Raw genomic sequence first — 25,354 nt, 5'->3', positions numbered from 1 at the left:
GAAACGGGGAGGCCGGCATTCGCCGACCTCCCCGATCCGGACGGTCTTACTTGCTCAGGTACGAGGTGACCTTCACCTTGCCGTCGATGATGTCCTGCTGCAGCTGGGTGACCTCGTCCTGCAGGCCCGAGTCGACCTTGTCTGCGAAGTTGTGCAGCTCGGCGATTCCGACGCCCTTGTTCTCGAGCGTGCCGACGTACGCCTCGGCGTCGAACTCGCCCTCACCGCTGGAGAGCACGGCCTGGTAGGTCGACAGGTCCATGGCCTTCAGCACCGACGTGAGCACGACGTCCTTGGTGCTCGGGTCGGTGACGAAGAGGTCGGCGTCCGCGCCGATCAGGGCGATGTCCTTGCCGGACTCCTTGATCGCCTGCTGTGCCGACTGGTAGATCGGGCCGCCGACGGGCAGGATCACGTCGACACCCTGGTTGAGGATGTTGACGGCGACCTGCTTGGCGTCGGGGTTGGCCTCGAAGCCGCCGGTGAACGAGCCGGTCTTGCCGTCCCAGCCGACGACCTTGACGTCCTTGCCCTTGACCTCGTTGTAGTGGTCGACGCCCTGCTTGAAGCCGTCCATGAAGATCGTGACGGTCGGGAACTCCATGCCGCCGAAGGTGCCGACCTTGCCGGTCTTCGAGTAGCCGGCCGAGAGGTAGCCCGCGAGGAACGCGGCCTCAGCCGTGTTGTAGAGCAGCGGCTTGACGTTGGCCGCGTCCTTCTCGCCGTTGAAGTCGTTGTCGGCCGCGTCGTCGACCAGGATGAAGTCGATGTCCTCGTTCGCGGTGGCCGCCTCGACGGTCGCCTGCGACAGCGCGAAGCCGACGGCGACGATCGCGTCGCAGCCCTCGTCGACCAGGTTGGTCACGTTGGGGCCGTACTCGGTCTCGGCGTTCGACTGCACGTCCTTGAGCTCGACGCCGAGCTCGTCGGCGGCCTTCTTCGCACCCTCGAACGAGAGCTGGTTGAAGGACTTGTCGTCGAAGCCGCCCATGTCGGACACGATGCAGGGCAGGAAGTCGGATGCGGCGGGGTTGTCGCCGTCGCCTGCCGGCTTGTCAGCGGGAGCCTGGCCGCACGCGGCGAGACTCAGAACGACACCGGCGGCGACTGTGACGCCGAGCAGCTTCTTGGTGATGGAGATGGACACTCATGCCTCCCGGGAAAGTTCCGCGGACATCGCGGATCGATCGAGGTTACCCAGTGTTACGGGATTCGTGCACGCCCGGCCCGGAAGTGCTGGCGAAAGGTTACAAATCCGCAATCATGACTGGCGAGAGCGCTTGGACGTGCCTCACAGCCGCGGGTCAGAGCACGTCATCCCGACCGGTGAGCTTGAGCGACTCGACGACCCCCTTGACCCGCTGGGCGTGCTCGACGGTCGTGACCAGCAGGGCGTCGTCGGTGTCGACCACCACGATGTCCTGCACTCCGACGAGGCTGATCACGCGCGTCGTCTGAGACACGAGGATCCCGCTCGCGGCATCCGACAGCACCCGAGCTCGCGGTCCGAGCACGGCGAGGTCGTTCTTGCGACCGTTGGTGATGAGCTTGGTGAGCGAGGCGAAGTCGCCCACGTCATCCCAGTCGAAGTGGCCGGGGACGACGGCGAGACGCCCGCGCTCCGCGGCCGGCTCGGCGACGGCGTAGTCGATGGCGATCTTCTTCAGCCTCGGCCAGATGCGGTCGACCGCGGGCCCGCGGCGTTCGCGGTCGTCCCAGGCCTCGGCCAGCTCGATGAGGCCGGCGTGGAGCTCCGGCTCGTTCTCCCGCAGCTCGTCGAGCAGCACGCTCGCCTTGGCGATGAACATGCCGGCGTTCCAGAGGTGGGCGCGATCGGCCACGTAGGCCTTCGCCGTCTCGAGGTCGGGCTTCTCGACGAAGCGCTTCACGAGGGCGGCTTCGCGCGCGCCGTCGACGACGAGCTCCTCCCCCTTCTCGATGTACCCGAAGCCGACGGCGGGCTCGGTCGGCGTGATCCCGATGGTGCAGATGTACCCCTCGCGGGCCACCTCGACGGCGTCTCGCACGGCGAACTCGAACACGCGCGTGCCGCGGATGACGTGGTCGGCGCTGAATGAGCCGATGATCACATCCGGATCGCGCCGGTGCAGGATGGCGGCGGCCAGCCCGATCGCCGCGGCGGACTCGCGCGGCTCGGACTCGAGGAACACGTTCGCGTCCGGGATGCCGGGCAGCTGCGCCTCCACCGCGGCGCGGTGCGCGCGCCCCGTCACCACCGCGATGCGGTCCTCCCCCGCCAGCGGAGCCAGCCGGTCCCACGTGTCGCGCAGCAGCGAGTGGCCCGAGCCCGTCAGGTCGTGGAGGAACTTGGGGGCATCCGCGCGCGACAGCGGCCACAGCCTGCTGCCGATCCCGCCCGCGGGGATCACCGCGTAGAAGTCATCGATTCGCGACATGCCTCACACCCTAGCCGGGCCGCTGGGGGCGCCCTTCGCAGCGCCCGTCCGCCTGACCCCCGGCCGTGAGACAGGGATCGGCGGCTAAGGGTGCCCTTCGTCGCACCCAGCCTTCTGACAGGAATAGGATGAGTGAGGTCGGGCGTGCCCGGATGCATGCACGACGTCTCATCGATCAGGGAGGACGACGTGTCCACGAGCACACGCTTGACACCGTCGATTTCGGAGACCACCTCACGGTCCCCGCGCGGCACACTGTATCGAGGCCGCGAAGGCATGTGGTCGTGGGTGCTGCACCGCATCACCGGCGTCGCGATCTTCTTCTTCCTTCTGGTGCACGTCCTCGACACCTCGCTCATCCGCGTGTCGCCCGAGGCGTATGACGCGGTGATCGGCACCTACAAGAACCCCGTCATGGCCTTCGGAGAGGTGGTGCTGGTCGCCGGCATCGCGTTCCACGCGTTCAACGGCCTGCGCATCATCATCGTCGACTTCTGGTCGAAGGGCGCGAAGTACCAGCGTCAGCTGTTCTGGATCGTGCTCGGGCTGTGGGCGGTGGTGATGCTCGGCTTCGTGCCGCGTCACCTGTCGCTCGCGTTCGCCGGATTCGGAGGGGGTCACTGATGACCACGCAGACCGCTGTGCCCGTCGCCCGTCGTCAGCGCGGAGTCAACCTCGAGAAGTGGGGATGGCTGTTCATGCGCGGCTCGGGCGTGCTGCTCGTCGTGCTGATCTTCGGCCACCTGTTCGTGAACCTCATGGTCGACGAGGGCATCCACCAGCTCGACTTCGCGTTCATCGCCGGCAAGTTCGCCACGCCGTTCTGGCAGTGGTGGGACGTCCTGATGCTGTGGCTGGCGCTGCTGCACGGCTCCAACGGCATGCGCACCATCGTCAACGACTACGTCACCAACGAGAAGGCCCGCAAGGCGCTCGTCTGGGCGCTGGGCCTGGCGGCGGCGCTCCTCATCATCCTGGGCACCCTCGTGGTGTTCACGTTCGACCCCTGCGCGGGCGTCCTCGAGGACGGCTCGATGTGGGAGACCTGCCAGGCACTGGGCAAGTAAGCGAAGAAGGCAGATCATTGACTACGCAGACCTCTGACTCCGTCGTGCGCGACGGCGTGCACTACCACCAGTTCGACATCGTGATCGTCGGCGCCGGCGGCGCCGGCATGCGCGCCGCCATCGAGGCCGGCCCCGGCGCCAGAACGGCCGTCATCACCAAGCTGTACCCCACGCGCTCGCACACCGGCGCGGCGCAGGGCGGCATGGCTGCGGCCCTGGCGAACGTCGAGGACGACAACTGGGAGTGGCACACCTACGACACCGTCAAGGGCGGCGACTACCTCGTCGACCAGGACGCGGCTGAGATCCTCGCAAGGGAGGCCATCGACGCGGTCATCGACCTCGAGAACATGGGTCTGCCGTTTAACCGCACGCCCGACGGCAAGATCGACCAGCGCCGCTTCGGCGGCCACACGGCCGAGCACGGCAAGACCCCGGTCCGCCGCGCCTGCTACGCAGCCGACCGCACGGGTCACATGATCCTGCAGACCCTGTTCCAGAACTGCGTCAAGCTCGGCATCAACTTCTTCAACGAGTTCTACGTCCTCGACCTGATCACCGTGAAGGACGCATCGGGCGCCACGCAGGTCGCGGGTGTCGTCGCGTACGACCTCGCCACCGGCGACCTCCACGTCTTCCAGTCCAAGGCCGTGATCTTCGCGACCGGCGGCTTCGGCAAGATCTTCAAGACCACGTCGAACGCGCACACCCTCACCGGTGACGGCGTCGGCATCGTCTGGCGCAAGGGGCTGCCGCTCGAGGACCTGGAGTTCTTCCAGTTCCACCCGACGGGCCTCGCAGGCCTCGGCATCCTGCTCACCGAGGGCGCCCGTGGTGAGGGCGCGATCCTGCGCAACGCCTCGGGTGAGCGCTTCATGGAGCGCTACGCCCCCACCATCAAGGACCTCGCCCCGCGAGACATCGTCGCGCGCAGCATGGTGCAGGAGGTGCTCGACGGACGCGGCGCCGGCCCTCACAAGGACTACGTGCTGCTCGACTGCACGCACCTGGGCGCCGAGGTGCTCGAGACCAAGCTCCCCGACATCACCGAGTTCGCGCGCACCTACCTCGGTGTCGACCCTGTCGTCGAGCCCGTCCCCGTGATGCCGACGGCGCACTACGCGATGGGCGGCATCCCGACCAACAACGACGCCGAGGTGCTCTCCGACAACTCCACAGTCGTCCCAGGCCTGTACGCCGCCGGCGAGTGCGCATGCGTGTCGGTGCACGGCTCGAACCGCCTCGGCACCAACTCCCTGCTCGACATCAACGTGTTCGGCAAGCGGGCAGGGCGCAACGCGGTCGAGTACGTCAAGACCGCCGACTTCGTGCCGCTGCCCGAGAACCCCGCCGGATTCGTCAAGGACATGGTCGAGGGTCTCCGGAACAACCAGGGCACCGAGCGCATCGCCGTGCTGCGCAAGAAGCTGCAGGACGAGATGGACAAGGGCGCCCAGGTGTTCCGCACCGAGGAGTCGCTGACCCACGTGCTCGGCGTCATCGAGGAGCTGCGCGAGCGCTACAAGAACATCCACGTCGACGACAAGGGCAAGCGGTTCAACACCGACCTGCTCGAGGCCGTCGAGCTCGGCTTCCTGCTCGACATCGCCGAGGTCGTCGTCTACGCCGCCCGCAACCGCAAGGAGAGCCGTGGCGGCCACATGCGCGACGACTTCCCGAAGCGCGACGACGAGAACTTCATGAAGCACACGATGGCGTACCTGGTGGGAGACGCGCACTCCTCCGACGCCTCGGACCACATCAAGCTGGACTGGAAGCCCGTGGTCGTCACGAACTACCAGCCCATGGAGAGGAAGTACTGATCATGACCGATGTCGTAGAGGCACCAGCCGACGCCGCCGACGACTCGGGGGTGCAGTCCTTCCTGGTCACCTTCAACATCCGCCGCTTCGACCCCGAGGTCGACGAGGAGCCGCGCTGGGTGGATTACGACGTCGAGCTCTACGCGACCGACCGTGTGCTCGACGCTCTGCACAAGATCAAGTGGGAGGTCGACGGCTCGCTCTCGTTCCGTCGTTCCTGCGCGCACGGCATCTGCGGTTCCGACGCCATGCGCATCAACGGCCGCAACCGCCTGGCCTGCAAGACGCTCATCAAGGACCTCGACATCTCGAAGCCCATCTACGTCGAGGCCATCAAGGGCCTGCCGCTCGAGAAGGACCTCATCGTCGACATGGAGCCGTTCTTCGCCTCCTACCGCGAGGTGCAGCCCTTCCTGATCGCGAACTCCACCCCCGAGAAGGGCAAGGAGCGCGTGCAGTCGATCACCGACCGCGCGATCTTCGACGACACTACCAAGTGCATCCTGTGCGCCGCGTGCACCTCGTCGTGCCCCATCTTCTGGACCGACGGCCAGTACTTCGGCCCGGCGGCGATCGTGAACGCCCACCGTTTCATCTTCGACTCGCGCGACGACGCCGGAGACGTGCGTCTCGACATCCTCAACGACAAGGAGGGGGTGTGGCGCTGCCGCACCACCTTCAACTGCACCGAGGCATGCCCCCGCGGCATCGAGGTGACCAAGGCGATCGCCGAGGTCAAGCAGGCAGTGCTGCGCGGCGGCGGCCGCTGAGCGCAGACAGCACCGTGCGCGCCCGACTGACTCGTTCAGCCGGGCGCGCTGCTGTATGGGCGCGTCGGGTGGCCGCGCTGTTCCCCGTGCGCGTCTGGCGCCGTTTCCTGCGCCGCAACGGGTTCCTGCTCTCGGCCGGAATGGCCTATCAGGCTCTGTTCGCGCTGTCGGCGCTGATCTACGTGACGTTCGCCGTCGTGGGTGTATGGCTGGGCGGCAGCGAACCCGCCGTAGAGGCGCTGATCCGGATCGCGAACAGCTACCTGCCCGGCATCATCGACGAGGCGGGCACGGGCCTCGCCACGCCCGACGATGTGCGCGAGATCGCCGTGGCGGCGACCAGCAGCTTCACCGTCACCGGCGCGATCGCGGCCGCCGTGTCGATCTGGGCTGCGATCGGCGCGGTCACCTTCACCCGCCGCGCCGTGCGCAACATGTTCGGCCTTCCCTTCGACTCGCGCAGCTACCTGCTGCTCAAGCTGCGCGACGCGCTCGGCGCGCTCGCATTCGGCATCGCCCTGCTCGCGGGTGCAGTGCTCTCTGTCGCCGGAGTGTGGGCGCTGGGCGGCCTGCTCGAGCTGCTCGGCTGGCAGCTCGGCGGCGTGCCGTACGCAGCCCTCGTGCGCGCCTCGTCGGTGCTCGTCATCGTGAGCATCGACGCGACCGCGATCGCTCTTCTCGTGCGATTCCTGACCGGGACCTCGATCCGCTGGCGACGGATCTGGCCGGGGGCGACACTGGGCGGCGTCCTGGTGGCCGCGTCGCAGCTCGGCGCCGGCCTGCTGTTCGCGCACAGTCCGGGCAATCCGCTGCTGGCGACGTTCGCCGTGATGGTGGCGCTGCTGCTGTGGTGCCGGATCGTCGCGGTGCTCATTCTGCTGGCGGCGACGTGGATCGCGCTCAGTGCGCACGATCGGGACGAGCCGCTCGAGCGACCGGATCCCGCTGCGGAGCAGAGAGCCCGGCTGGTCGAGGCCGAGCGTCGGGCCCGTGAGCGGGTGCGGGCCGCCGGCGCGGAGCTGCAGCGGGCGTCATGGTGGCGGCGCCGAGCGCGACGAGCCGAGCTGCTCACCGCGCAGGCGGAGTGGGCGGATGCGGCGGCCGAGCTGGACGAGGCGGAGCAGAGCCGCGGTGTCGGCAGCCCTCATTAGGCTGGATGCCATGCCCCATCTGCGTATCGCCTCTGTCAACGTCAACGGGATCCGCGCGGCCGTGCGCAACGGGATGCACTCCTGGCTGGAGACAGCCGACGTCGACATCCTGACGCTGCAGGAGGTGCGCGGCCAGGACGAGCATCTTCTCGAGGCGTTCCCCGACTGGTCGGTGCTCCACGACGCCGCCACCGCGAAGGGCCGCGCCGGCGTCGCCGTGCTCAGCCGAACCCCCGCACTCGCCTCCCGCACTGCGCTGGGTCCCGACGATTTCGACTCGGCCGGCCGCTGGCTCGAGGCGGACTTCGAGATCGGCGGTGTGCCGCTGACCGTCGTCAGCGCCTACGTGCACTCCGGCGAGGCAGACACCCCCAAGCAGATCGAGAAGTGGAAGTTCCTCGACGCGATGGGGTCGCGCATGGCGCAGCTGGGCGCCGATGACGCGCACGCGCTCGTGACGGGAGACCTCAACGTGGGCCACCAGCCCTTCGACATCCTGAACTGGAAGGGCAACGTGAAAAAGTCCGGCTTCCTCGCGCGCGAGCGGGCGTACTTCGATCGCTTCCTGGGGGCAGCAGGCGAGGTCGTGCTCGGGCAGGAGGGAATCGGCCGCGGCATGGTCGGTGAACTGAGCGACACCCGCTCGTTCGCGACGGAGGGCGGCGGTCTCGGCCTCGGGTGGGTCGACGTGGGGCGAGCGCATCACGGTCCGGTGCCCGGCCCGTACACGTGGTGGTCGATGCGCGGCAAGGCATTCGACAACGACAGCGGATGGCGGATCGACTATCACCTCGCCACGCCGCCCCTCGCCGGACGCGCCACCGGCTACACGGTCGCGCGCGCCGCGACCTACGCCGAGCGCTGGAGCGATCACGCGCCCGTGATCGTCGACTACACGTACTGATCACCACACGATCACGGCTGCGAGCGCTGCACGGTGCCCGCCGCCGCGCGGAAGCGCACGACACCGCCCCATAGGATTGACCCGTGACGAAACCACGCCTCTACTCAGGAATGCAGCCCTCCGCCGACTCCCTCCAGGCCGGCAACTACATCGGGGCGCTTCTGCAGTGGCGTGACATGCAGAGCTCGTACGACGCGTTCTTCTCGGTCGTCGACCTGCATGCGATCACCGTGCCGCAGAACCCGGAAGAGCTGCGCGAGAAGACGCGCCGCACCGCAGCGCAGTACATCGCCGCGGGCATCGAGCCGTCGAAGTCCACCCTCTACGTGCAGTCGCATGTGCGCGCACACGCAGAGCTGGCCTGGATCCTCAGCACGATCACCGGGTTCGGCGAGGCCGGCCGCATGACGCAGTTCAAAGACAAGTCGCAGCGGTACGGGCAGGACTCCACCTCGGTGGGCCTGTTCACCTACCCGGTGCTGATGGCCGCCGACATCCTGCTCTACCAGAGCGAGCTGGTGCCAGTCGGCGACGATCAGAAGCAGCACGTCGAGCTCACGCGCGATCTCGCCGAGCGCTTCAACAGCCGGTTCGGCAAGACCTTCACGGTTCCCACCCCGGTGATCCAGAAGGACACTGCGCGCATCTACGACCTGCAGAACCCCACGTCCAAGATGTCGAAATCCGCCGAGAGCGACGCGGGAGTGCTGTGGCTTCTCGACGATCCCGCCAAGTCGGCGAAGAAGATCATGCGTGCCGTGACCGACAACGAGGGATCGGTGCGGTTCGACCGCGAGAACAAGCCGGGCGTCTCGAATCTGCTCACGATCTACGCCGCCCTCACCGGGCGCCAGGTGGGCTCGATCGAGGACGAGTACGCGGGCCGCGGCTACGGCGACTTCAAGAAGGGCCTGGCCGAGGTCGTCGTGAACGAGTTCGGTCCTGTGCGCGAGCGCGCGAACGCACTGCTCGATGACCCCGCAGAGCTCGACCGTCTGCTCGCGGTGAACGCCGCCAAGGCCGACGCCGTTGCAGACGCCACCCTCGCCGACGTCTACGACCGCGTCGGCCTGCTGCGCCGCGTCTGAGGAGCCTGATGTCCGATCCGTTCGTTCCGCCCGGAGGGCCTCTGCCGTCGGCAGACGGAGCTCGGCCGACGCCGCAGGGGCCGACGATCGATTCCGGTGCGCCTGTGCCGCAGGCGCCGCCGCCGGGCGCGTACCGCGTTCCGGTCGGCGGCTACCACGCTCCGATCGGCGGCTACGCGGTGCCCGCGCCGGTGCGCCCGTCGCGCCGGACGGGAGCGCTGGCGCTCGCCTCTGCGATCGTCGCGACCCTCGTGACCCCGATCGTCGCCGGCGTGCTCGCCCTGCAGATCGGACTCCTCGTCTCGGTCGACGAACTCGTCAGCGTGACGGGGGACGTCGTGATCGCCGCCCTCTCCCCCGCCCGCATCGAGACGCTGTGGGCGGAGATCATGTTCTGGCTCGGCACGGCGCTCGGAATCTTCGCCATCGTCGCCGGGATCATCGCCATCGCGCGCCGCCGCGGACGAGGGATGGGCATCGCCGCGATCGTGATCGCGGCACTGGGGCCGGTGCTCTTCTTCCTCGCCGTCACCCTCATGTACGGCATCGGCAACGGCATCGCCTTCGGCTCGACGATCTGACCGTCGGGCGACGCGGCTCAGCGGGAGTGATGCCGCTGCTGGGCCGCCAGCAGACCATCCTCGACGAGCTGCTCCACGGCATCCGCGACGTCGGAGATGAAGATCGGCAGGGTCTTCGACTCCACTGAGCCGAACGGCGCGAGCACCCAGTCTGCAGGATCCTGCCTGCCGGGCGGACGGCCGATGCCCGCGCGCACGCGCAGGAAGTCGGGTGTCGTGAGGGTGCGCGCGATGTCCCGCACCCCGTTGTGCCCGCCATGGCCGCCCCCGATCTTCAGGCGGATGCTGTCGAACGGGATGTCGAGCTCGTCGTGCACGACGATCACGTTCTCGGGCTCGACCGAGTAGAAGCGTGCGAGCGCAGCGACCGGGGTGCCCGACGTGTTCATGTAGGAGTTGGGCTTGGCGAGGACGATGCGATCGCCGCCTGGCCGAAGACGCGTCTCGACGACACGTGCCCCCGCCTTGTGCTCGCGGAACCGCTCACCGCGACGATCGGCCAGCTCGTCGACGACCATCTGCCCGATGTTGTGGCGGGTCGGCGCATAGCGCGGGCCGGGGTTGCCGAGGCCGACGATCAGCCAGGTGGTGGTCATGCCTGTTCCTCTCGGGCGGGCGGATCGGGGATGGTGGAGGACTGCGGGATATGACGGAGGGGACGCGATCAGATCGCGCCCCCTCCGTCAGGTTCGTCAGCGGATCACTCCGCGGCGGCCTCCTCGGCCGGAGCCTCAGCGGCGTCCTCGGCCGGAGCCTCGGCGTCGCCCTCAGCCTCGTCCTCGACCGGTGCAGCCGGGACGGAGACGGCGACCACGAGGGTCTCGGGGTCGGCGACGAGCGTGACGCCCTTGGGCAGCTTCACGTCGGCGGCGGTGATGTGCGCGCCCTCCTCGAGGCCCTCGACCGAGACCTCGACGTTCTCGGGGATGTGCGTGGCCTCCGCCTCGACCGCGAGGGTCGTGGCGTCGAGGGTCGCGATGGTGCCCGCGAACGACTCGCCGGTCACGACGACGGGCAGGTCGATCGAGACCTTCTCGCCCTTCTTCACGACCAGGAGGTCGATGTGCTCGATGATCTGGTGCACCGGGTCCTTCTGCACGTCCTTCACGAGGGCGAGCTGCGAGGTGCCGTCGATGTCGAGGTCGAGCAGCGCGTTGGCGCGACGGATGATGAGCGACACCTGGTGGCCGGGCAGCGCGACGTGCACGGGCTCGGTGCCGTGGCCGTAGATGACGGCGGGGATCTTGCCTGCAGCGCGCAGGCGGCGGGCGAAGCCCTTGCCGAAGCTGGTGCGGGTCTCGGCGACGACCTTGTTCTCGTCAGACATGTTGTTCTCCTTCAGGCACGCGGGACGGGGCCGCGCGATGGTCATGGTCTCGGAAGCCTCGGGTGCGGACACGAGGAGGCGAGACGCTGTGCGGCTGAATATCCAGCCGACCACCGGGCTCACGTCACCGCGTCGATAACGGATGCGCGCATGAGCGCGCTCCCTCGCCGAGGAACTCCTCCATGGTACCCGAAAGGTCGATAGGCTGTGGGCATGCTCGATGCCGCCTTCCTCTCGCACGTCGTCCTCTGGATCATCGGCGCGATCGCCGTCTGCGGCGTCGTGTCTTCGTTCGCCGCGATGTTCTCGATGGGACGCTCGGGCTACCGCAAGGACTGACCGCCGGGCGGCCGGCTCCGCCTCACGGCCCATGCGCCGATCGTGCGCGCGAGCCGATGAAACGAACGGATCCCGACCGTTCAGCACCGATACTCTGGGATCACCCCTTCACCACCGAGGAGATCCCTGTGCCCACAGCCGCAGCCAACATCGGAGTCGTCGGACTCGCCGTCATGGGTTCGAACCTGGCCCGCAACCTCGCCAGCCGCGAGGGCAACACGGTGGCGGTCCTGAACCGCTCGCGGGCGAAGACCGACGAGCTCGTGTCGCTGCATCCGGAGGCGGGCTTCGTGCCGACGTTCTCCTATGAGGAGTTCGCCGCGTCGCTGCAGAAGCCGCGCACCGCGATCATCATGGTCAAGGCCGGACTCGGAACCGACGCCGTCATCGACGAGCTGGTGCGGGTCTTCGAACCAGGCGACATCATCGTCGACGGCGGCAACGCCTACTTCCCCGACACGATCCGTCGCGAGCAGGCGGTGCGCGAGACCGGCATCAACTTCGTCGGTGCGGGCATCTCGGGCGGCGAGGAGGGGGCCCTGCTGGGCCCGAGCATCATGCCCGGCGGGTCGGACGAGTCGTGGGTGACCCTCGGCCCCATCCTCAAGTCGATCGCCGCAGTCGCCGAGGGCGAGCCCTGCGTGACGCACGTCGGACACGGCGGTGCCGGCCACTTCGTGAAGATGGTGCACAACGGCATCGAGTACGCCGACATGCAGCTCATCGCAGAGGCCTATGACCTCATCCGTCGCGGCACGGGCAAGTCGCCCGCCGAGATCGCCGACATCTTCGCCGAGTGGAACACCGGCGAGCTGGAGTCGTACCTGATCGAGATCACCGCCGAGGTGCTGCGTCAGATCGACGCCGAGACGGGTCAGCCGCTGGTCGACGTGATCGTCGACCAGGCCGGCGCCAAGGGCACCGGCGCATGGACCGTGCAGACCGCCCTCGCTCTCGGCGTGCCTGTATCGGGCATCGCCGAGGCCACCTTCGCCCGCTCCCTCTCATCGCACCCCGAGCAGCGCGCCGTCGCCGCCCACCTGCCCGGCCCGGAGGGCGACTTCGTCGTCGACGACGCAGATGCCTTCATCGAGGACGTGCGCCTGGCGCTGTACGCGTCGAAGATCGTCGCGTACTCCCAGGGCTTCGACGAGATCCGCGCCGGCGCCGTCGAGTACGGCTGGACGATCGACCTCGGCGCGGTGTCGAAGATCTGGCGGGCCGGATGCATCATCCGCGCCCAGTTCCTCAACCGCATCGCGGAGGCGTATGCGGGCGAGCCCGACCTGCCCGCGCTGCTCACCGCACCGTACTTCGCCGAGGCCCTCTCGCGGGGTCAGGCCTCGTGGCGCCGCGTGGTCATCGCAGCGGCTCAGGCCGGCATCCCTGCTCCGGCGTTCTCGTCGTCGCTGTCGTACTACGACGGCATCCGCGCGGAGCGCCTGCCTGCGGCGCTCGTGCAGGGCCAGCGCGACTTCTTCGGCGCGCACACCTACCGTCGCATCGACAAGGACGGCACCTTCCACACCCTGTGGTCGGGCGACCGCACCGAGATCCCGGCGGTCGACACGCACTGAGCGACGCACTGAGCAGAAAGGGGGCCGCGGCATCGCCGCGGCCCCCTTCTCTCTGTCTCAGCTCACCAGTCGTGCACGGTGCCGTCGGCGAGACGGTTGTAGGGCAGGTAGGCCTGCTGGTACGGGTACTTCCCCGCCTCATCGAGGTCGAGCTGCACCCCCAGCCCGGCCTCGTCGCCGGGGTGCAGCATTCCCCCCTGCCAGGTGAACGACTGCTGGAACACGGCATCGGTCCTGCTGCCGTGCTGCATGTACTCCTGGATGCCGAAGTTGTGGATCGCCAGGCCGAGGTGCATCGCCGCCGCCATGCCGACCGGCGAGATGTCGGTCGGCCCGTGCATGCCCGACCGGATCTGGTACTGCGCCGCATAGTCGAGCACGCGTCGGAGGTGGCTGATGCCGCCGGTGTGGGTGACCGCGCTGCGCACGTAGTCGATCAGCTGCTCGCGGATGATCTGCTGATAGTCCCAGACGGTGTTGAAGATCTCGCCGATCGCCAGCGGGGTCGTGGTGTGCTGACGGACCAGGCGGAGCGCCTCCTGGTTCTCAGCGGGCGTGCAGTCCTCGAGCCAGAACAGATCGTACGGCTCGAGCGACTTGCCGAGCTGCGCGGCCTGGATCGGGGTCATCCTGTGATGGCCGTCGTGCAGCAGCGGCAGCTCGGGACCGAACTCGTTCCGCACGGCCTCGAAGACGGTCGGCACGTGCCGCAGGTAGCTGCGGGTGTCCCAGTCCTCTTCGGACGGGTAGGCGCCGCGCTGGGCGGGCTCGTGGTCGTACCGCGTGCCGGCGTTCGCCTCGAAGGTCGCGTTCGAGGCGATCCCGTAGATCGACTTCAGACCCGGGACACCCGTCTGGATGCGGATCGCGCGGTAGCCCTGGTCGAGGTGGCTGCGGACGCTGTCGAAGAGCTCGGGCAGCGACTTCCCCGATGCGTGCCCATAGGCGAGCAGACCCGTTCGGCTCGCTCCGCCCAGCAGCTGGTACAGCGGCATCCCTGCGGCCTTCGCCTTGATGTCCCACAGCGCGACGTCGACGGCGGCGATGGCCGCCATCGTGACCGGGCCGCGGCGCCAGTACGCCGAGCGGTAGAGGAACTGCCAGGTGTCCTCGATCCGATGCGCGTCCCGGCCGATGAGCAGCGGGACGACGTGCTCGGTCAGGTACGAGACGACGGCCATCTCGCGTCCGTTGAGGGTGGCGTCGCCCAGGCCCGTCAGACCGTCGTCGGTGGTGAGCTTGAGCGTGACGAAGTTGCGGTCGGGGCTGGTGACGATCACCTCGGCCTTGTCGATGATCACTGCGGGTTGTCCTCTCGTTCGTTCACCACTCCGCCGCCGATCCGTCAGGATGACGCCAGAGGGGGTTCTGCCATGGCTGCCAGCGGGATGTCGCGTCGCGGACCGCGCTCTCGTCGACCTCGATGCCGAGCCCAGGGGCGGTCAGTCGCTCGAAGCAGCCGTCGACGAAGCGCAGCGGCTCGGTGTCGACCACGTAGTCGAGCACCTCGGCGCCCTGGTTGTAGTGGATGCCGATCGACTGCTCCTGGATCAGGTGGTTGGGCGCGGCGAACGCCACCTGCAGGCACGACGCCAGCGCGATGGGGCCGAGCGGGCAGTGCGGCGCGATCATCGCATCGAAGGCCTCCGCCATCGCCGCGATGCGGCGCACCTCCGAGATGCCGCCGGCATGCGACAGGTCGGGCTGGAGGATGGCGACGCCCGCCTGCAGTGACGGGATGAACTCCTGGCGGGAGTACAGCCGCTCCCCCGTCGCGATCGGGATGCTGGTCGATTCCACGATCCGCTCGATCATGTGCGTGTTCTCAGGCACGACGGGCTCTTCCAGGAAGAACGGATGCAGGGGCTCGAGCAGCGGCGCGAGCCGGCGGGCCGTCGCGATCGTGAAGCGTCCGTGAAGGTCGACCGCCACGTCGCGATCCGGGCCGAGCACCTCGCGGGCGCTGGCCACCCTGGCCACGACGCGATCGAGCTCGGCCACGGAGCCGTTTCTGCTCATCCGGCCCGAGGCGTTCATCTTCACGGCGGTGAGACCCACGGCCACCTGCGCGGAGATGTGATCGGCGACCTCGTCGGGGTCGTCTCCTCCGACCCAGCCGTAGGCGCGGATGCGGTCGCGCACGGCGCCGCCGAGCAGGTCGTGCACGGGCACCCCGAGGCGCTTGCCCTTGATGTCCCACAGCGCCTGGTCGATGCCGGCGACCGCGCTGGCCAGCACGGCTCCTCCGCGGTAGAACTGCCCCTTGGTGAGCACCTGCCAGTGGTCTTCGATGCGATCGGGGTCCTTGCCGACGAGATAGCCGGCGAACTGGACGACAGCGGCCGCGACGACGTCCGCGTACCCTTCGAGCGAGCCCTCTCCCCAGCCCACGAGGCCGTCATCGGTCTCGATTCTCACGAACAGCCAGCGGGGCGCGACCGGCAGCGCCTCGACCCTGGCGATGGCGCTCATGCCGCCTCCCCCGCGTGTGCGAGGTAGTCGGAGAGGATCTCCTCGACCACGTCATCCGGGCTCTGCTCGACGCTCACCCGGATGCCGCGCTCGTCGGGCTCGAGGGGCTCGAGCGTGTCGTACTGCGACTGCAGCAGGGTCGGCGGCATGTACTCGTGGCTGCGCGCCGCGATGCGCGAGGCGATCAGCTCGATGGGCCCCCACGGCTCGACGATGTACAGCGAGGGCGCATGAGCGCGCAGCGTGTCGCGGTACGCCCGCTTGAGCGCGGAGCAGGCGACGACGACTCCGCCCGTGGCGGCGTGCGAGGCGATGGTGTCGCCGACGAGCCGCAGCCACGGCTCACGGTCGGCGTCGTCGAGCGGCGTTCCGGCTGCCATCAGCGCGACGTTGCGGGCGGGGTGCAGGCTGTCGCCGTCGGTGAACGGCACCCCGAGGCGGGACGCGAGCATCCGTCCCGTGGTGGTCTTGCCGATTCCCTGCACGCCCATGACGACGATGGCGACGGGTGGTCTGTGCGACATGGTCATCCCTTCGTCGCGCCGGCGGTCAGGCCCGAGACGATGTAGCGCTGCGTGAACAGCGCGATCAGCATGATCGGAGTGGTGACGACGACGGATGCCGCCATCAGCGCGCCCCAGTCGATCGAGGCGTACCCGATGAAGTCGAAGATCGCCACGGGCAGCGTCTTGGTCGACTGCCCGGCCAGCACGAGCGCGAACATGAAGTTGTTCCACGAGAAGATGAACGACAGGATCGTCGCGGTCGCGATGCCGGGCACGGACAGCGGCAGCGTGATGCGGTAGAACGCGCCGATCGCCGTGAGTCCGTCGACCTGCGCCGACTCCTCGAGCTCCTCGGGGAGCTGGTCGAAGAACGACATCATGATGTAGAGGATCAGCGGCAGCGACACGAACATGTGCGACAGGATCAGCGGCAGGTAGCCGCCGGTCATCTTCAGCTGGGCGAAGATGAAGTACCACGGCACCAGCAGGCTGACGCCGGGGATGATGCGGGCCAGCAGCACGACCAGCGCCGAGCGGTTCATGAGGAACCGGCTCATGGCGTACGCGGCCGGCACCGCGAGCAGCAGCGAGAGCCCCGTCGCCATGAACGCGACGAAGAACGAGTTCCAGATGTAGACGAGGTAGTTGCCGCGGCTCGGGTCGAACACCGTGTCGTAGTTCTGCAGCGTCGGCTCGAACAGCAGCGCCTGGCTGGCGTCGTAGATCTGCACGTTGAGCTTGAAGCTCGCGAGCACCATCCACACGATGGGGCCGAGGAAGGCGAGCACGATGAGGGCGAGTCCGACGAAGCGGCCCACCGAGCTCCAGCGGAACCTGCGGCGACGGATCAGCGGCGCGGGCCCGGGTGCGACCAGTGCGCGGGTGTGGGTGGCGGAGGTCATGACTCCCGGCCCTTTCTCTGCATCTGCAGCACCCAGATGACAGCGAGGATGATGAGGAAGAAGAGGATCAGCACCGCCGAGGCGAGGCCGTACTCGTTGTAGTCGAAGCTCAGGCCGTACGCGTAGACGTTCAGGGTCTCGACGTCGTGCGACGACCCGCCGCCCTTGCCCTTGGTGGCGTAGAGGATGTCGAACGTCTTCAGCGCGTCGATCCCGCGCAGCAGCACGGCCGCGATGATCACGGGACGCATCAGAGGAACGGTGACGAACCAGAAGCGCTGCCAGGCGTTCGCGCCGTCGACGCGGGCTGCCTCCTGCGTCTCCTCGGGCAGTCCGGTGAGACCGGCGAGCAGGATGAGGGCGACCATCGGCGTCCACTGCCAGACGTCGACGAAGATCAGGGTCGACAGCGAGGTGGCGGGATCGGCGAGCCAGGGCTGCGGGGGGATGCCGACCCACGAGAGCATCTCGTTGACGAACCCGATGTTGGGCTCGAACAGCAGGCGCCACATCATGCCCACGGCGACGGGGGTGGCGACGAGGGGCAGCAGCACGATCGTGCGGACCACGCCCTGACCGCGGAACGGCTTCCAGAGCAGCAGGGCGATGATCATGCCGAGGATGAGCTCGAAGAAGAGGGCGCCGGCCGTGAAGTACACCGTGCGGCCCACCGAGGGCCAGAAGCGCTCGGTGTCGGTCAGCGCCTCCGCGTAGTTCTCGAAGCCGATGAAGTCGAAGTCGCGGCGGACCGAGCGCTTCGAGTCGGTGAAGCCGAGGTAGATGGTCCATCCCAGCGGGATGGCGAGCATCAGCAGGGTGAAGACCATCGACGGGCCGGCGAGGACCCACTTGCGATGACGGTCGGCCCAGCGGCTGAAGCGCTCGCGAGCGCCCACCTCGGGAACGGTCGGGGATGCGGTCATGATGCGTCCAAAGGTCGGTCCGCACCGCCCCGCGACGGCGGGGCGGTGCGGGATCGGATCGTTACTCGGCGTCTTCGGCGAGGAACTCGTCGAAGGCCTTGGCAGCGGTGTCTACGGCCGCGTCGACGTCGCCGCCGGCGATGGCGGTGACGATCGGGTCGCCGACGATCTCACGCGCCTGCGCGACCTGGATGACCAGGGGGCGATCCTGGCCGACGCCGTTCTCGCCGTTGATCTTGATGGCCTCGATCAGCTCTTCCGGGTAGTCGGCCGTGGCATCCGCGTCATCCCAGACGGAGGTGCGCGATCCGGAGACGCCGAGCTTCGACATCTCGAGCATCGTCTGCTTCGAGGTCGCCCACTCGATGAACTGCCAGGCGGCGTCCTTCTTCTCGGTGGCGTCGTTGATCGCGAGGCCCCACGATGCGATGTTGTAGGGCTTCGCACCGGCGTCGCCCGCGGGGAACGCCGCGAATCCGACGCTGTCCGCGACGGTCGACTGCGAAGGATCGGTCATGTTCTTGTACAGGCTGTCCGCGTCGGCGATGAACGCGGCCTTGCCCTGCTGGAACACGGCGAACGCCTCGGGCCAGCTCATCTCGGGGTTGACCGTCGCGCTGGTGTGCGTGCTGATGAGGTCGCCGTAGAACTTGTACGCGGCACGCGCCTCGTCGCTGTCGATCGCGGACTCGCCGTCGTCGGTGATCCACTTGCCGCCGAAGCTGAAGAGGAAGGCACTGAACTGGGTGACCGCGGCGGACTTTCCGGTTCGACCGATGTATCCGGCGATGTCGGGGTTCTGCTCGTGGATCTTGGCCGCGGCCGCGTCCAGCTCCTCGAGCGTGGTCGGCACCTCGAGGCCGGCCTTCTCGAGCAGGTCCTTGCGGTAGTACAGCACCGTGCGCTCGGTGATGATCGGCACGCCCACGATCTCGTCATCGTAGGTCGTCAGCTCGGCCGGGCCCTTCTGGAAGTCGGACCAGTCCCACTCCTTGTCGCCCTCCGCGAGGTCGGTGAGGTCGGCGAGGTAGCCGTTGTCTGCGAAGAGCTTGCCCTCCTGCAGCGGCCGGTACATCATCACGTCGATCTCGTCGGTTCCCGCGTTGAGCTTGACGTTGTACTGGTCGGAGAGCTGGTCTTCGGCGAGCTGCGTGATCTCGACCTTCGCGCCGGTCTCCTTCTCGAACTCCGGGATGAGCTCCTTGATGCTCTCGGTCCAGACGTGGTTGGCGAGAGTGACCCTGATCGTCTGACCCTCGATACCGGCCTCCGGGTCGACCTCGGGTGCGGAGCTGCAGCTTGCCAGCGCTCCTGCCACCATGGCGATGCTTGCCGCCGCGATGACGCGGGCGGGCTTGGATCCGTACTTCACTGTGACTCCATCCTGTGCCGGGCTTCCTCGCTGCGGCACTGTTCAGATGCGGGGTTACATCTGCCCTATTGACACGATAACCACCAAAAGTATGACTATTCAACCCCTGTTGCCGAAAAGATATGCTCTACACATGCCGTCGTCTCTGACCCCGCCGCACGTGCCCCTCGCTGTCACGGGCGACCTGCGCAACCTCGTGCTCGACACCCTCGGCCGCGAGATCTGCTCGGGAGCCATCGGGCCCGAATCCACGTTCACCACGGAGTCGGTGGAAGGCCGCTTCCAGGTGTCCCGCCCGGTCGTCAGGGAGGCCCTGCGGGCCCTCGAGGCCCTCGGCCTGGTCGTGTCGAAGAGACGGGTGGGCGTGCGCGTGCAGCCGCTCGCCCAGTGGAACGTCTACGACCTCCAGGTGATCCGCTGGCGGCTGGCGGGCCCCAGCCGAGTGGCTCAGCTGCGCTCGCTGACCGAGCTGCGCGGCGCCATCGAGCCGGCTGCCGCTCGGCTCGCGGCCCTGCGAGCGCCCCTCAATCAGGCCAGCGAGCTCGTCGGGCTCTCCGGCAGGCTGTGGGCGGCCGGCCGCGAGGGCGACACCGAGGGGTTCCTGCAGCTCGACCGCGAGTTCCATGCGCTGGTGCTCGAGATGAGCGGCAACGAGATGTTCGCCAAGATGCATCACCTCGTCGACGAGGTGCTCTCGGGGCGCACGCACTACGGGCTCATGCCCCAGTACCCCGCTCACGAGGCGCTGCAGATGCACGTCGACATCGCCACCGCGATCCAGGCCGGCAACGCCGAGAAGGCCGCCTCCGCGATGATCGCGATCATGGAGCGGACCATGAACGAGATGCGCTCGATATGGGAGCAGCAGGCGACCGAGCTGCCTTCGACCGAGTCGGACTCAGAGCGCTCATAGCAAAACCTATGGATTCTCGATGAAACGCACCGGAGAATGGTCGCATGAGCACCGAGCACCCCGACCTTCGTCGCCCTGACGGAACCCCGCTGCGCATCCTCGCCGTTGACGACGAGCCGATGCTCACCGACCTGCTCGCCATGGCGCTGCGCATGGAGGGCTGGGAGGTGCGCACAGCGGCATCCGGACTCGAGGCCCTGCAGGTCGCGCGCGAGTTCGAACCGGATGCCCTGGTGCTCGACGTCATGATGCCCGACCTGGACGGCATGAGCGTGCTGCGCCGGCTGCGCGAGTCGGGCAATCTCGTGCCGGTCGTCTTCCTCACCGCGAAGGACGCCGTCGCCGACCGCATCGCCGGGCTCACCGCCGGCGGCGACGACTACGTCACGAAGCCGTTCAGCCTCGAGGAGGTGATCGCGCGGCTCCGCGCGGTGATCCGCCGCTCCGGCCAGGTCCACGCAGACGACGAGCAGTCGATCCTGCGCGTTGCCGACCTGTCGCTGAACGAGGACAGTCACGAGGTCATGCGCGGCGACGACGAGATCGAGCTGACGGCGACCGAGTTCGAGCTGCTGCGCTTCCTCATGCGCAACGAGCGGCGCGTGCTGTCGAAGGCGCAGATCCTCGACCGCGTGTGGAGCTACGATTTCGGCGGCAAGTCGTCGGTGGTCGAGCTGTACATCTCGTACCTGCGCAAGAAGATCGATGCCGGACGCACTCCCCTGCTGCACACCGTGCGCGGGGTCGGCTACATGATCAAGTCACCGCAGTAGCCCATGCTCCCCCACCCGCTGAGCCTGCAGGCGCGGCTGATGGCCGCGGTGATCGGGTTCGTCTCGCTCATCCTGGTGATCGTCGCCATCATCACGAGCGCCACGCTGGGCAAGACGCTCGAGGACGGCCTGCAGGAGCAGCTCGACGCGACGTCGAACGTCACGACCGCGCTGGTCACCGACCGCGCGCAGCGGGCCGCGCTGCGCGGCGAGGCGCTGACGGCCGAGACCGCGATCCAGGGCGGCATCGTCTCCGACGGCAGCCTGCTGGTGGCCGTGCTGCCGCCGAGCGCCGCCGCCTCCGGCGTCATCGCGACACCGGACACCCGCCGGAGCCTTCCGGCAGCCGACCTGCTCACCCTCACCTCGGCGCTGCACGACTCCACATCCGCGACCGTCATCCTGCCCGACTTCGGCTCGTACCGTGTGACGGTCGACCGCACCGAGAACGACGTGGTCGTCATCACCGGGCTCCCCCGGGCCGAGGTGCAGCGCACCATGACCTCGCTGTTCACCGTGATCGCTCTCGCGACCCTGGGCGGGCTCATCCTGCTCGCGCTGACGACCGCGCTCACCATCAGCATGGGGCTGCGCCCCCTGCGCGCCGTCGCGGCCACCGCATCCCGGGTCGCCGGACAGCCACTCGACCGAGGCGAGGTGAGCATCACCGAGCGCGTGCCCGACTACGAGGCTGACCCCCGCACCGAGGTGGGCAGGGTGGGCGTTGCGCTGAACACCCTGCTCGACCACGTCGACTCGTCGCTCGCCGCTCGCCAGCGCAATGAGGAGCGCATGCGCCGGTTCGTCGCGGACGCCAGTCACGAGCTGCGCACGCCGCTGGCATCGATCCGCGGGTACTCCGAGCTGTCGCTGCGCGCCCTCAGGCAGTCGCAGGACGCGCCCGCGGTCGAGAACACGACCTCGGCGCTGGAGCGCATCCAGGCGCAGTCGCTGCGCATGACCCGGCTCGTCGAGGATCTGCTGCTGCTCGCCCGCCTCGACGAGGGCGCGGAGCTCGTGCACGGCGAGGTCGACCTCTCACAGCTCGCCGTCGAGGCGCTCGCCGATGCGCAGCCCACCGCCCCCGGCCACCACTGGAAGCTCGAGACCCCTGGCGAGCCCATCACGGTGACCGGCGATGTGGGTCGCCTGCATCAGGTCGTCGGCAATCTGCTCGCGAACGCCCGGACCCACACTCCCGAGGGCACGACGATCACGCTCTCGGTGTCGGCCACCCCGACGGGAGCCGAGCTGCGCGTGCACGACGACGGGCCCGGTATCGACCCGGCCGTGCGCGAAGAGCTCTTCGCCCGCTTCGCCCGCGGCGACGTCTCACGCGCACGCCAGACGGGCGGCACGGGGCTGGGGCTCGCGATCGCCAAGGCGATCGTCGAGGGCCACGGCGGCACCATCTCGGTCGAGAGCGAGCCCGGCGACACGGTCTTCACCGTGCGCCTGCCGCGAACCGCGGACTCGCGAGAGCCGCTCGCACCCGAGCAGGCGGGCGCGGCGGGGCGACCGCGGCAGGAGCCTCAGTAGCCGGCGAACGCGTCGGTGGTGACGCCGCGCGCCTTCTGCAGCGCCGGTGCCAGATCGGCGATGAGCCGCGGCGGTCCCGAGATGAACGCATGGCGACTCGCGAGGTCGGGCACGACGCGCTGCAGGCCCTCGGCGTCGAGGCGGATGCCCTGCGCCCAGGTCCAATGGGCCGGCAGATCGACCGGCTCGTCGCGCGTGAACACGATCGTTCGCGCACCGGTCGCGGCGAGCTCGTCACGGAAGGCGAGCTCTGCCGCCTCCGATGCGACGTAGACCAGCACGACATCGCGCTTCACGCCGGTGGCCTGCAGCTGCCGCAGCTGCGACACGAACGGCGTCACGCCGATGCCCGCGGCGACCATGAGCACGGGTGACGAGCCACGCGGCAGCACGAAGTCGCCCCAGGTGCCCGTGACCGCGAGCGCCGCCCCCGGCTCAGCCGCCTTGAGCGCTCGCTTGTAGCTCGAGGGATGCTTCTGGTCGCCGTCCTTGTAGGCGATGCGCAGCGTCGGGAGGTCGGCAGGAGCGGAGACGATGCTGAACTCGCGGCGCGTGCCACGGGCATCCGGATTGCGATGCGGCACCTCCAGCTCGACGTACTGTCCGGCGATGAACCGCACGCGGCCCTTGGCCCGGAAGGTGAGCTCCTGTGCGGTGGGGGTGATGAACTCGCGCTTGGTGAGGATGAGACGCACCGAGCCGCGCAGCGCGAAGGCGAAGGCGAGCAGGTTGCCGATCAGCAGCGCGCGCTCCTGCCCCAGAGTGAAGAGCGTGCCGACCGCGATCGGCCAGCCGGCGAGCACGCCCACGAGCGCTGCGACGCTGAACTGCTGCCACCGCCGAGGCGGCAGGGTGAGCGGCTCGGAGAGCATGAACGCCCCGAGGAACAGATACGGGGTCTGCGTCACCGCGCTGACGAGCGCATCGCCCGCGTCGAACGGCACGCCGAACGCCTGCGCCTGCACCACCTGGCGCACCACCGAGACGATCACGACCACGGCCAGGAAGACGAGCACGAGGCGCACCTTCTCGGTACGCCACAGCACCACGAGTCCGAGCAGCGCGACGAACGGCGACAGCCACGGCGTGCCCACCCACCAGGCGGAGAAGGTACCGAGCCCCAGGATCGTCACGACCGCGGCGCCGAACGCGGCCGGGTTGACGATGTGGCGCCCGCGCCACGCGATGAGGTACTTCGAGAGACTGGCGAGCACGCCGGCGAGCGCCGTGCCGCCGAGACCCGCGAGCGTCAGCGAGGGCTGCAGCACGAAGAGCAGGATGAGCGCGGTGACCAGTGACGACTCGATGCGCCACGGCAGGCGCAGCACGCGCTGCGCGACCGCGTCGACCACGGAGATGGCCACGGTCAGCACCGCGAACGACGCGAGGATCTCGCCCGCCGAGGGCCCGACGAGACCCGCGAGCGAGAGCCCGAGGGCGATCACCGCCAGTGCGGCGAGAGCGAAGAGCACGAGACGGTACATCGAGATGGCGCCCAGCACGGCCAGCACCCGCTGCCGCATGGCGAGAAACGCAGTGATCACCGTTCTACTCTTCCGTATCCTCACGGCGCCGGCGCCGCCCACCACCCGCGGTGAACACCTCACCGGGGAATCCGGCCGAACGCTCCACGCGCCCGTCCGTCGACATCCTCACCCATTCGACGCCCCATCGATCGGCGAGCGGCGCGCCCCCGTCGAAGAACAGCGCCGTGGCCGCGGCATCCGCGTGCAGCGCGTCGCCCGCGAGCGCCCAGGTGGCAGCCCAGGTGCGAACGGGCAGGCCCGTGCGCCCGTCGAGCACGTGGTGCAGCCCGCCGGCCCAGGAGCGACGCGTGACGCCGGAAGCGCACAGGGCGGCATCCGCCACCTCCACCACCCCGATCGCCGAGCTCGGATCGTACGGGTGCTCCAGCGCCACCCGTGCCGCCCCGCCTCGGACGCGCAGGTCGCCGCTGCCGTCGACCGTGACCCGCCCGGCGAGGCCATCGAGCGCGTCGCTGATCAGGTCGACCAGCCGGCCCTTCCCCACCGCCCCGACGTCGATGACGGCAGCGCCGTCCAGCATCAGCGACCCGTCGTCGGCACGCAGTCGAGTGCGCCAGTCGCCCGGCGCCTCCCGCGCGGGGCCTGGCTCCAGGCTCAGAGCCGCGTCGTAGCCGAGCGCCTCGAGCGCCGCGCCGATCAGCGGATTGACCGCGCCGTGCGTCGCGAGATCCAGCTCACGGTAGACGTCGAGCATCTCCTGGGCGTCGGCGGCAGCATCCGGATCCAGCGGCGCGGATCCGCCCCGCTCCCGCAGCGCAGAGACGACCGAATCGTCTCTGAAACGAGACCAGGTCTCGTCGAACGAGCCGATGATGCTCTGCACCCGGGCACGATCGCCGTCGTCGAGCGGGTCGACGGTCTCGATCTCCCAGCGCGTCCCGATGGCGTCGAACCGCCAGGCGTGCATGCGGTCTCACTCGGCCGCGGCGGCGGCCTCGTCCTTGATCTTCGCGAGAGCCTGGTCGAAGCCCTCGCTCGTGAGCGACGACCCGGCGACGCGGTCGACGTCGAGATCGTCGACCTTGACTCCGACGATCTCGTCCGAGATGCCCGCGATGAACTGCCCCTGGTAGTTCTTCGACTCAGGGGCGATCGGGTCGCCGACCACCGTGACATCGCTGACCGCATCATCGGCGATCGTGAGGGTCACCTCGATCGTCTCGACCGTCTCGGGCGTCTGATACGACCCCTCGGCCGTGTACGTGCCGTCGGCGTACGGCGCGGTCACGTCGCTCGACGTGCCCGGAGCCGCGTCGCCCGTCTCGGCGTCTGCCGCGCCGGAGCATCCCGCGAGCACGAGGGCGCCGGCGATGCCGAGCAGAGCGGTTCCGGTACGGGCGACGGGATGCTGGTTCATGCCTCC

Annotated in this window: 26 protein-coding genes; 13 read left to right on the top strand and 13 right to left on the bottom strand. The window is 68.7% G+C overall.

The window, feature by feature from the left end:
- Positions 1-46: 46 nt before the first annotated feature.
- Both AB0N59_RS14410 and AB0N59_RS14405 read right to left on the bottom strand, forming a co-directional pair.
- Positions 47-1,147 carry a BMP family ABC transporter substrate-binding protein gene (locus tag AB0N59_RS14410; protein ID WP_363484754.1) on the bottom strand — a complete coding sequence of 367 codons (1,101 nt, stop codon included), beginning with the start codon at positions 1,145-1,147 and terminating at the stop codon, positions 47-49.
- Between the two features lie 157 nt (positions 1,148-1,304).
- Positions 1,305-2,417, bottom strand: coding sequence for a mannose-1-phosphate guanylyltransferase (locus AB0N59_RS14405; RefSeq protein ID WP_363484751.1), 1,113 nt, complete (start codon positions 2,415-2,417; stop codon positions 1,305-1,307).
- 189 nt (positions 2,418-2,606) lie between these two features.
- Between AB0N59_RS14405 and sdhC the strand changes: the two genes are divergently transcribed.
- The 8 genes from sdhC to AB0N59_RS14365 all read left to right on the top strand — a co-directional run bounded on the left by sdhC (position 2,607) and on the right by AB0N59_RS14365 (position 9,801).
- Complete coding sequence (gene sdhC / locus AB0N59_RS14400; RefSeq protein WP_338041480.1) at positions 2,607-3,041, top strand: succinate dehydrogenase, cytochrome b556 subunit; 435 nt, start codon at positions 2,607-2,609, stop codon at positions 3,039-3,041.
- Positions 3,041-3,484 carry a succinate dehydrogenase hydrophobic membrane anchor subunit gene (locus AB0N59_RS14395; protein ID WP_363484747.1) on the top strand — a complete coding sequence of 148 codons (444 nt, stop codon included), beginning with the start codon at positions 3,041-3,043 and terminating at the stop codon, positions 3,482-3,484. Before sdhC ends, AB0N59_RS14395 begins: the two co-directional genes overlap by 1 nt.
- 17 nt (positions 3,485-3,501) lie before the next feature.
- Positions 3,502-5,307 carry a succinate dehydrogenase flavoprotein subunit gene (gene sdhA, locus AB0N59_RS14390; protein WP_363484744.1) on the top strand — a complete coding sequence of 602 codons (1,806 nt, stop codon included), beginning with the start codon at positions 3,502-3,504 and terminating at the stop codon, positions 5,305-5,307.
- Positions 5,308-5,309: 2 nt separating this feature from the next.
- Positions 5,310-6,077 carry a succinate dehydrogenase iron-sulfur subunit gene (locus AB0N59_RS14385; RefSeq protein WP_363484741.1) on the top strand — a complete coding sequence of 256 codons (768 nt, stop codon included), beginning with the start codon at positions 5,310-5,312 and terminating at the stop codon, positions 6,075-6,077.
- Between the two features lie 68 nt (positions 6,078-6,145).
- Positions 6,146-7,228 (top strand): YihY/virulence factor BrkB family protein, encoded by a 1,083-nt coding sequence (locus AB0N59_RS14380; protein ID WP_363484738.1) that lies wholly within the window; start codon positions 6,146-6,148, stop codon positions 7,226-7,228.
- Between the two features lie 10 nt (positions 7,229-7,238).
- Positions 7,239-8,132 (top strand): exodeoxyribonuclease III, encoded by an 894-nt coding sequence (locus tag AB0N59_RS14375; RefSeq protein ID WP_363484735.1) that lies wholly within the window; start codon positions 7,239-7,241, stop codon positions 8,130-8,132.
- An 83-nt stretch (positions 8,133-8,215) separates the two neighbouring features.
- Positions 8,216-9,220 carry a tryptophan--tRNA ligase gene (gene trpS, locus AB0N59_RS14370; protein WP_363484732.1) on the top strand — a complete coding sequence of 335 codons (1,005 nt, stop codon included), beginning with the start codon at positions 8,216-8,218 and terminating at the stop codon, positions 9,218-9,220.
- Between the two features lie 8 nt (positions 9,221-9,228).
- Complete coding sequence (locus tag AB0N59_RS14365) at positions 9,229-9,801, top strand: hypothetical protein (protein ID WP_363484729.1); 573 nt, start codon at positions 9,229-9,231, stop codon at positions 9,799-9,801.
- 17 nt (positions 9,802-9,818) lie between these two features.
- Here the strand turns inward: AB0N59_RS14365 and pth are convergent, their stop codons facing one another.
- Together pth and AB0N59_RS14355 are read right to left on the bottom strand one after the other, a co-directional pair.
- The gene (gene pth / locus AB0N59_RS14360; RefSeq protein WP_363484726.1) at positions 9,819-10,397 is read right to left on the bottom strand and encodes an aminoacyl-tRNA hydrolase; all 579 of its coding nucleotides are present in this window, start codon (positions 10,395-10,397) and stop codon (positions 9,819-9,821) included.
- Between the two features lie 104 nt (positions 10,398-10,501).
- Complete coding sequence (locus AB0N59_RS14355; protein WP_363484723.1) at positions 10,502-11,128, bottom strand: 50S ribosomal protein L25/general stress protein Ctc; 627 nt, start codon at positions 11,126-11,128, stop codon at positions 10,502-10,504.
- Between the two features lie 213 nt (positions 11,129-11,341).
- Between AB0N59_RS14355 and AB0N59_RS14350 the strand changes: the two genes are divergently transcribed.
- Positions 11,342-11,467: a hypothetical protein gene (locus AB0N59_RS14350; RefSeq protein ID WP_274606813.1), complete on the top strand. Its 126-nt coding sequence runs from the start codon at positions 11,342-11,344 to the stop codon at positions 11,465-11,467.
- A gap of 128 nt (positions 11,468-11,595) precedes the next feature.
- Positions 11,596-13,044 carry an NADP-dependent phosphogluconate dehydrogenase gene (gene gndA, locus AB0N59_RS14345; protein WP_363484719.1) on the top strand — a complete coding sequence of 483 codons (1,449 nt, stop codon included), beginning with the start codon at positions 11,596-11,598 and terminating at the stop codon, positions 13,042-13,044.
- Between the two features lie 62 nt (positions 13,045-13,106).
- Here the strand turns inward: gndA and manD are convergent, their stop codons facing one another.
- From manD to AB0N59_RS14315, 6 genes are all read right to left on the bottom strand, one after another.
- The gene (gene manD / locus AB0N59_RS14340) at positions 13,107-14,345 is read right to left on the bottom strand and encodes a D-mannonate dehydratase ManD (RefSeq protein ID WP_363484716.1); all 1,239 of its coding nucleotides are present in this window, start codon (positions 14,343-14,345) and stop codon (positions 13,107-13,109) included.
- Positions 14,346-14,367: 22 nt separating this feature from the next.
- Positions 14,368-15,516, bottom strand: a complete 1,149-nt coding sequence (gene dgoD, locus AB0N59_RS14335; RefSeq protein ID WP_363484714.1) for a galactonate dehydratase — start codon at positions 15,514-15,516, stop codon at positions 14,368-14,370.
- The gene (locus tag AB0N59_RS14330; protein ID WP_363484711.1) at positions 15,513-16,040 is read right to left on the bottom strand and encodes a gluconokinase; all 528 of its coding nucleotides are present in this window, start codon (positions 16,038-16,040) and stop codon (positions 15,513-15,515) included. The genes dgoD and AB0N59_RS14330 overlap by 4 nt, the downstream gene beginning before the upstream one ends.
- A gap of 2 nt (positions 16,041-16,042) precedes the next feature.
- Positions 16,043-16,924: a carbohydrate ABC transporter permease gene (locus tag AB0N59_RS14325; RefSeq protein ID WP_363484708.1), complete on the bottom strand. Its 882-nt coding sequence runs from the start codon at positions 16,922-16,924 to the stop codon at positions 16,043-16,045.
- On the bottom strand, positions 16,921-17,847 hold the full coding sequence (locus AB0N59_RS14320; protein ID WP_363484706.1) for a sugar ABC transporter permease: 927 nt from the start codon (positions 17,845-17,847) through the stop codon (positions 16,921-16,923). The genes AB0N59_RS14325 and AB0N59_RS14320 overlap by 4 nt, the downstream gene beginning before the upstream one ends.
- A 61-nt stretch (positions 17,848-17,908) precedes the next feature.
- On the bottom strand, positions 17,909-19,219 hold the full coding sequence (locus tag AB0N59_RS14315) for a sugar ABC transporter substrate-binding protein (RefSeq protein WP_363484704.1): 1,311 nt from the start codon (positions 19,217-19,219) through the stop codon (positions 17,909-17,911).
- A gap of 133 nt (positions 19,220-19,352) precedes the next feature.
- On the opposite strand from AB0N59_RS14315, the gene AB0N59_RS14310 reads away from it, so the two are divergent.
- From AB0N59_RS14310 to AB0N59_RS14300, 3 genes are read left to right on the top strand one after another with little or no spacing between them, the layout of a single operon-like run.
- Entirely contained in the window at positions 19,353-20,132 is a 780-nt protein-coding gene (locus AB0N59_RS14310; protein ID WP_363484701.1) for an FCD domain-containing protein, read from the top strand.
- A 44-nt stretch (positions 20,133-20,176) separates the two neighbouring features.
- Positions 20,177-20,905 (top strand): response regulator transcription factor, encoded by a 729-nt coding sequence (locus AB0N59_RS14305; RefSeq protein ID WP_363484698.1) that lies wholly within the window; start codon positions 20,177-20,179, stop codon positions 20,903-20,905.
- A 3-nt stretch (positions 20,906-20,908) separates the two neighbouring features.
- On the top strand, positions 20,909-22,444 hold the full coding sequence (locus tag AB0N59_RS14300) for an ATP-binding protein (protein ID WP_363484695.1): 1,536 nt from the start codon (positions 20,909-20,911) through the stop codon (positions 22,442-22,444).
- Here AB0N59_RS14300 and AB0N59_RS14295 read toward each other — a convergent pair.
- From AB0N59_RS14295 to AB0N59_RS14285, 3 genes are read right to left on the bottom strand one after another with little or no spacing between them, the layout of a single operon-like run.
- Positions 22,438-23,967, bottom strand: coding sequence for a flavodoxin reductase (locus tag AB0N59_RS14295; protein WP_363485014.1), 1,530 nt, complete (start codon positions 23,965-23,967; stop codon positions 22,438-22,440). The two genes, AB0N59_RS14300 and AB0N59_RS14295, sit on opposite strands and share 7 nt — an antisense overlap.
- Before the next feature lie 25 nt (positions 23,968-23,992).
- The gene (locus tag AB0N59_RS14290; RefSeq protein WP_363484693.1) at positions 23,993-24,898 is read right to left on the bottom strand and encodes an FAD:protein FMN transferase; all 906 of its coding nucleotides are present in this window, start codon (positions 24,896-24,898) and stop codon (positions 23,993-23,995) included.
- A gap of 6 nt (positions 24,899-24,904) precedes the next feature.
- Positions 24,905-25,348, bottom strand: coding sequence for a hypothetical protein (locus AB0N59_RS14285; protein WP_363484690.1), 444 nt, complete (start codon positions 25,346-25,348; stop codon positions 24,905-24,907).
- Positions 25,349-25,354: the final 6 nt, after the last annotated feature.

It is taken from the genome of Microbacterium sp. NPDC089321 (assembly GCF_040684935.1).
Classification (GTDB): Bacteria; Actinomycetota; Actinomycetes; order Actinomycetales; family Microbacteriaceae; genus Microbacterium.
The sequence above is the reverse complement of the archived record's forward strand: the minus strand, read 5'-3'. Positions and strand labels throughout refer to the sequence as shown.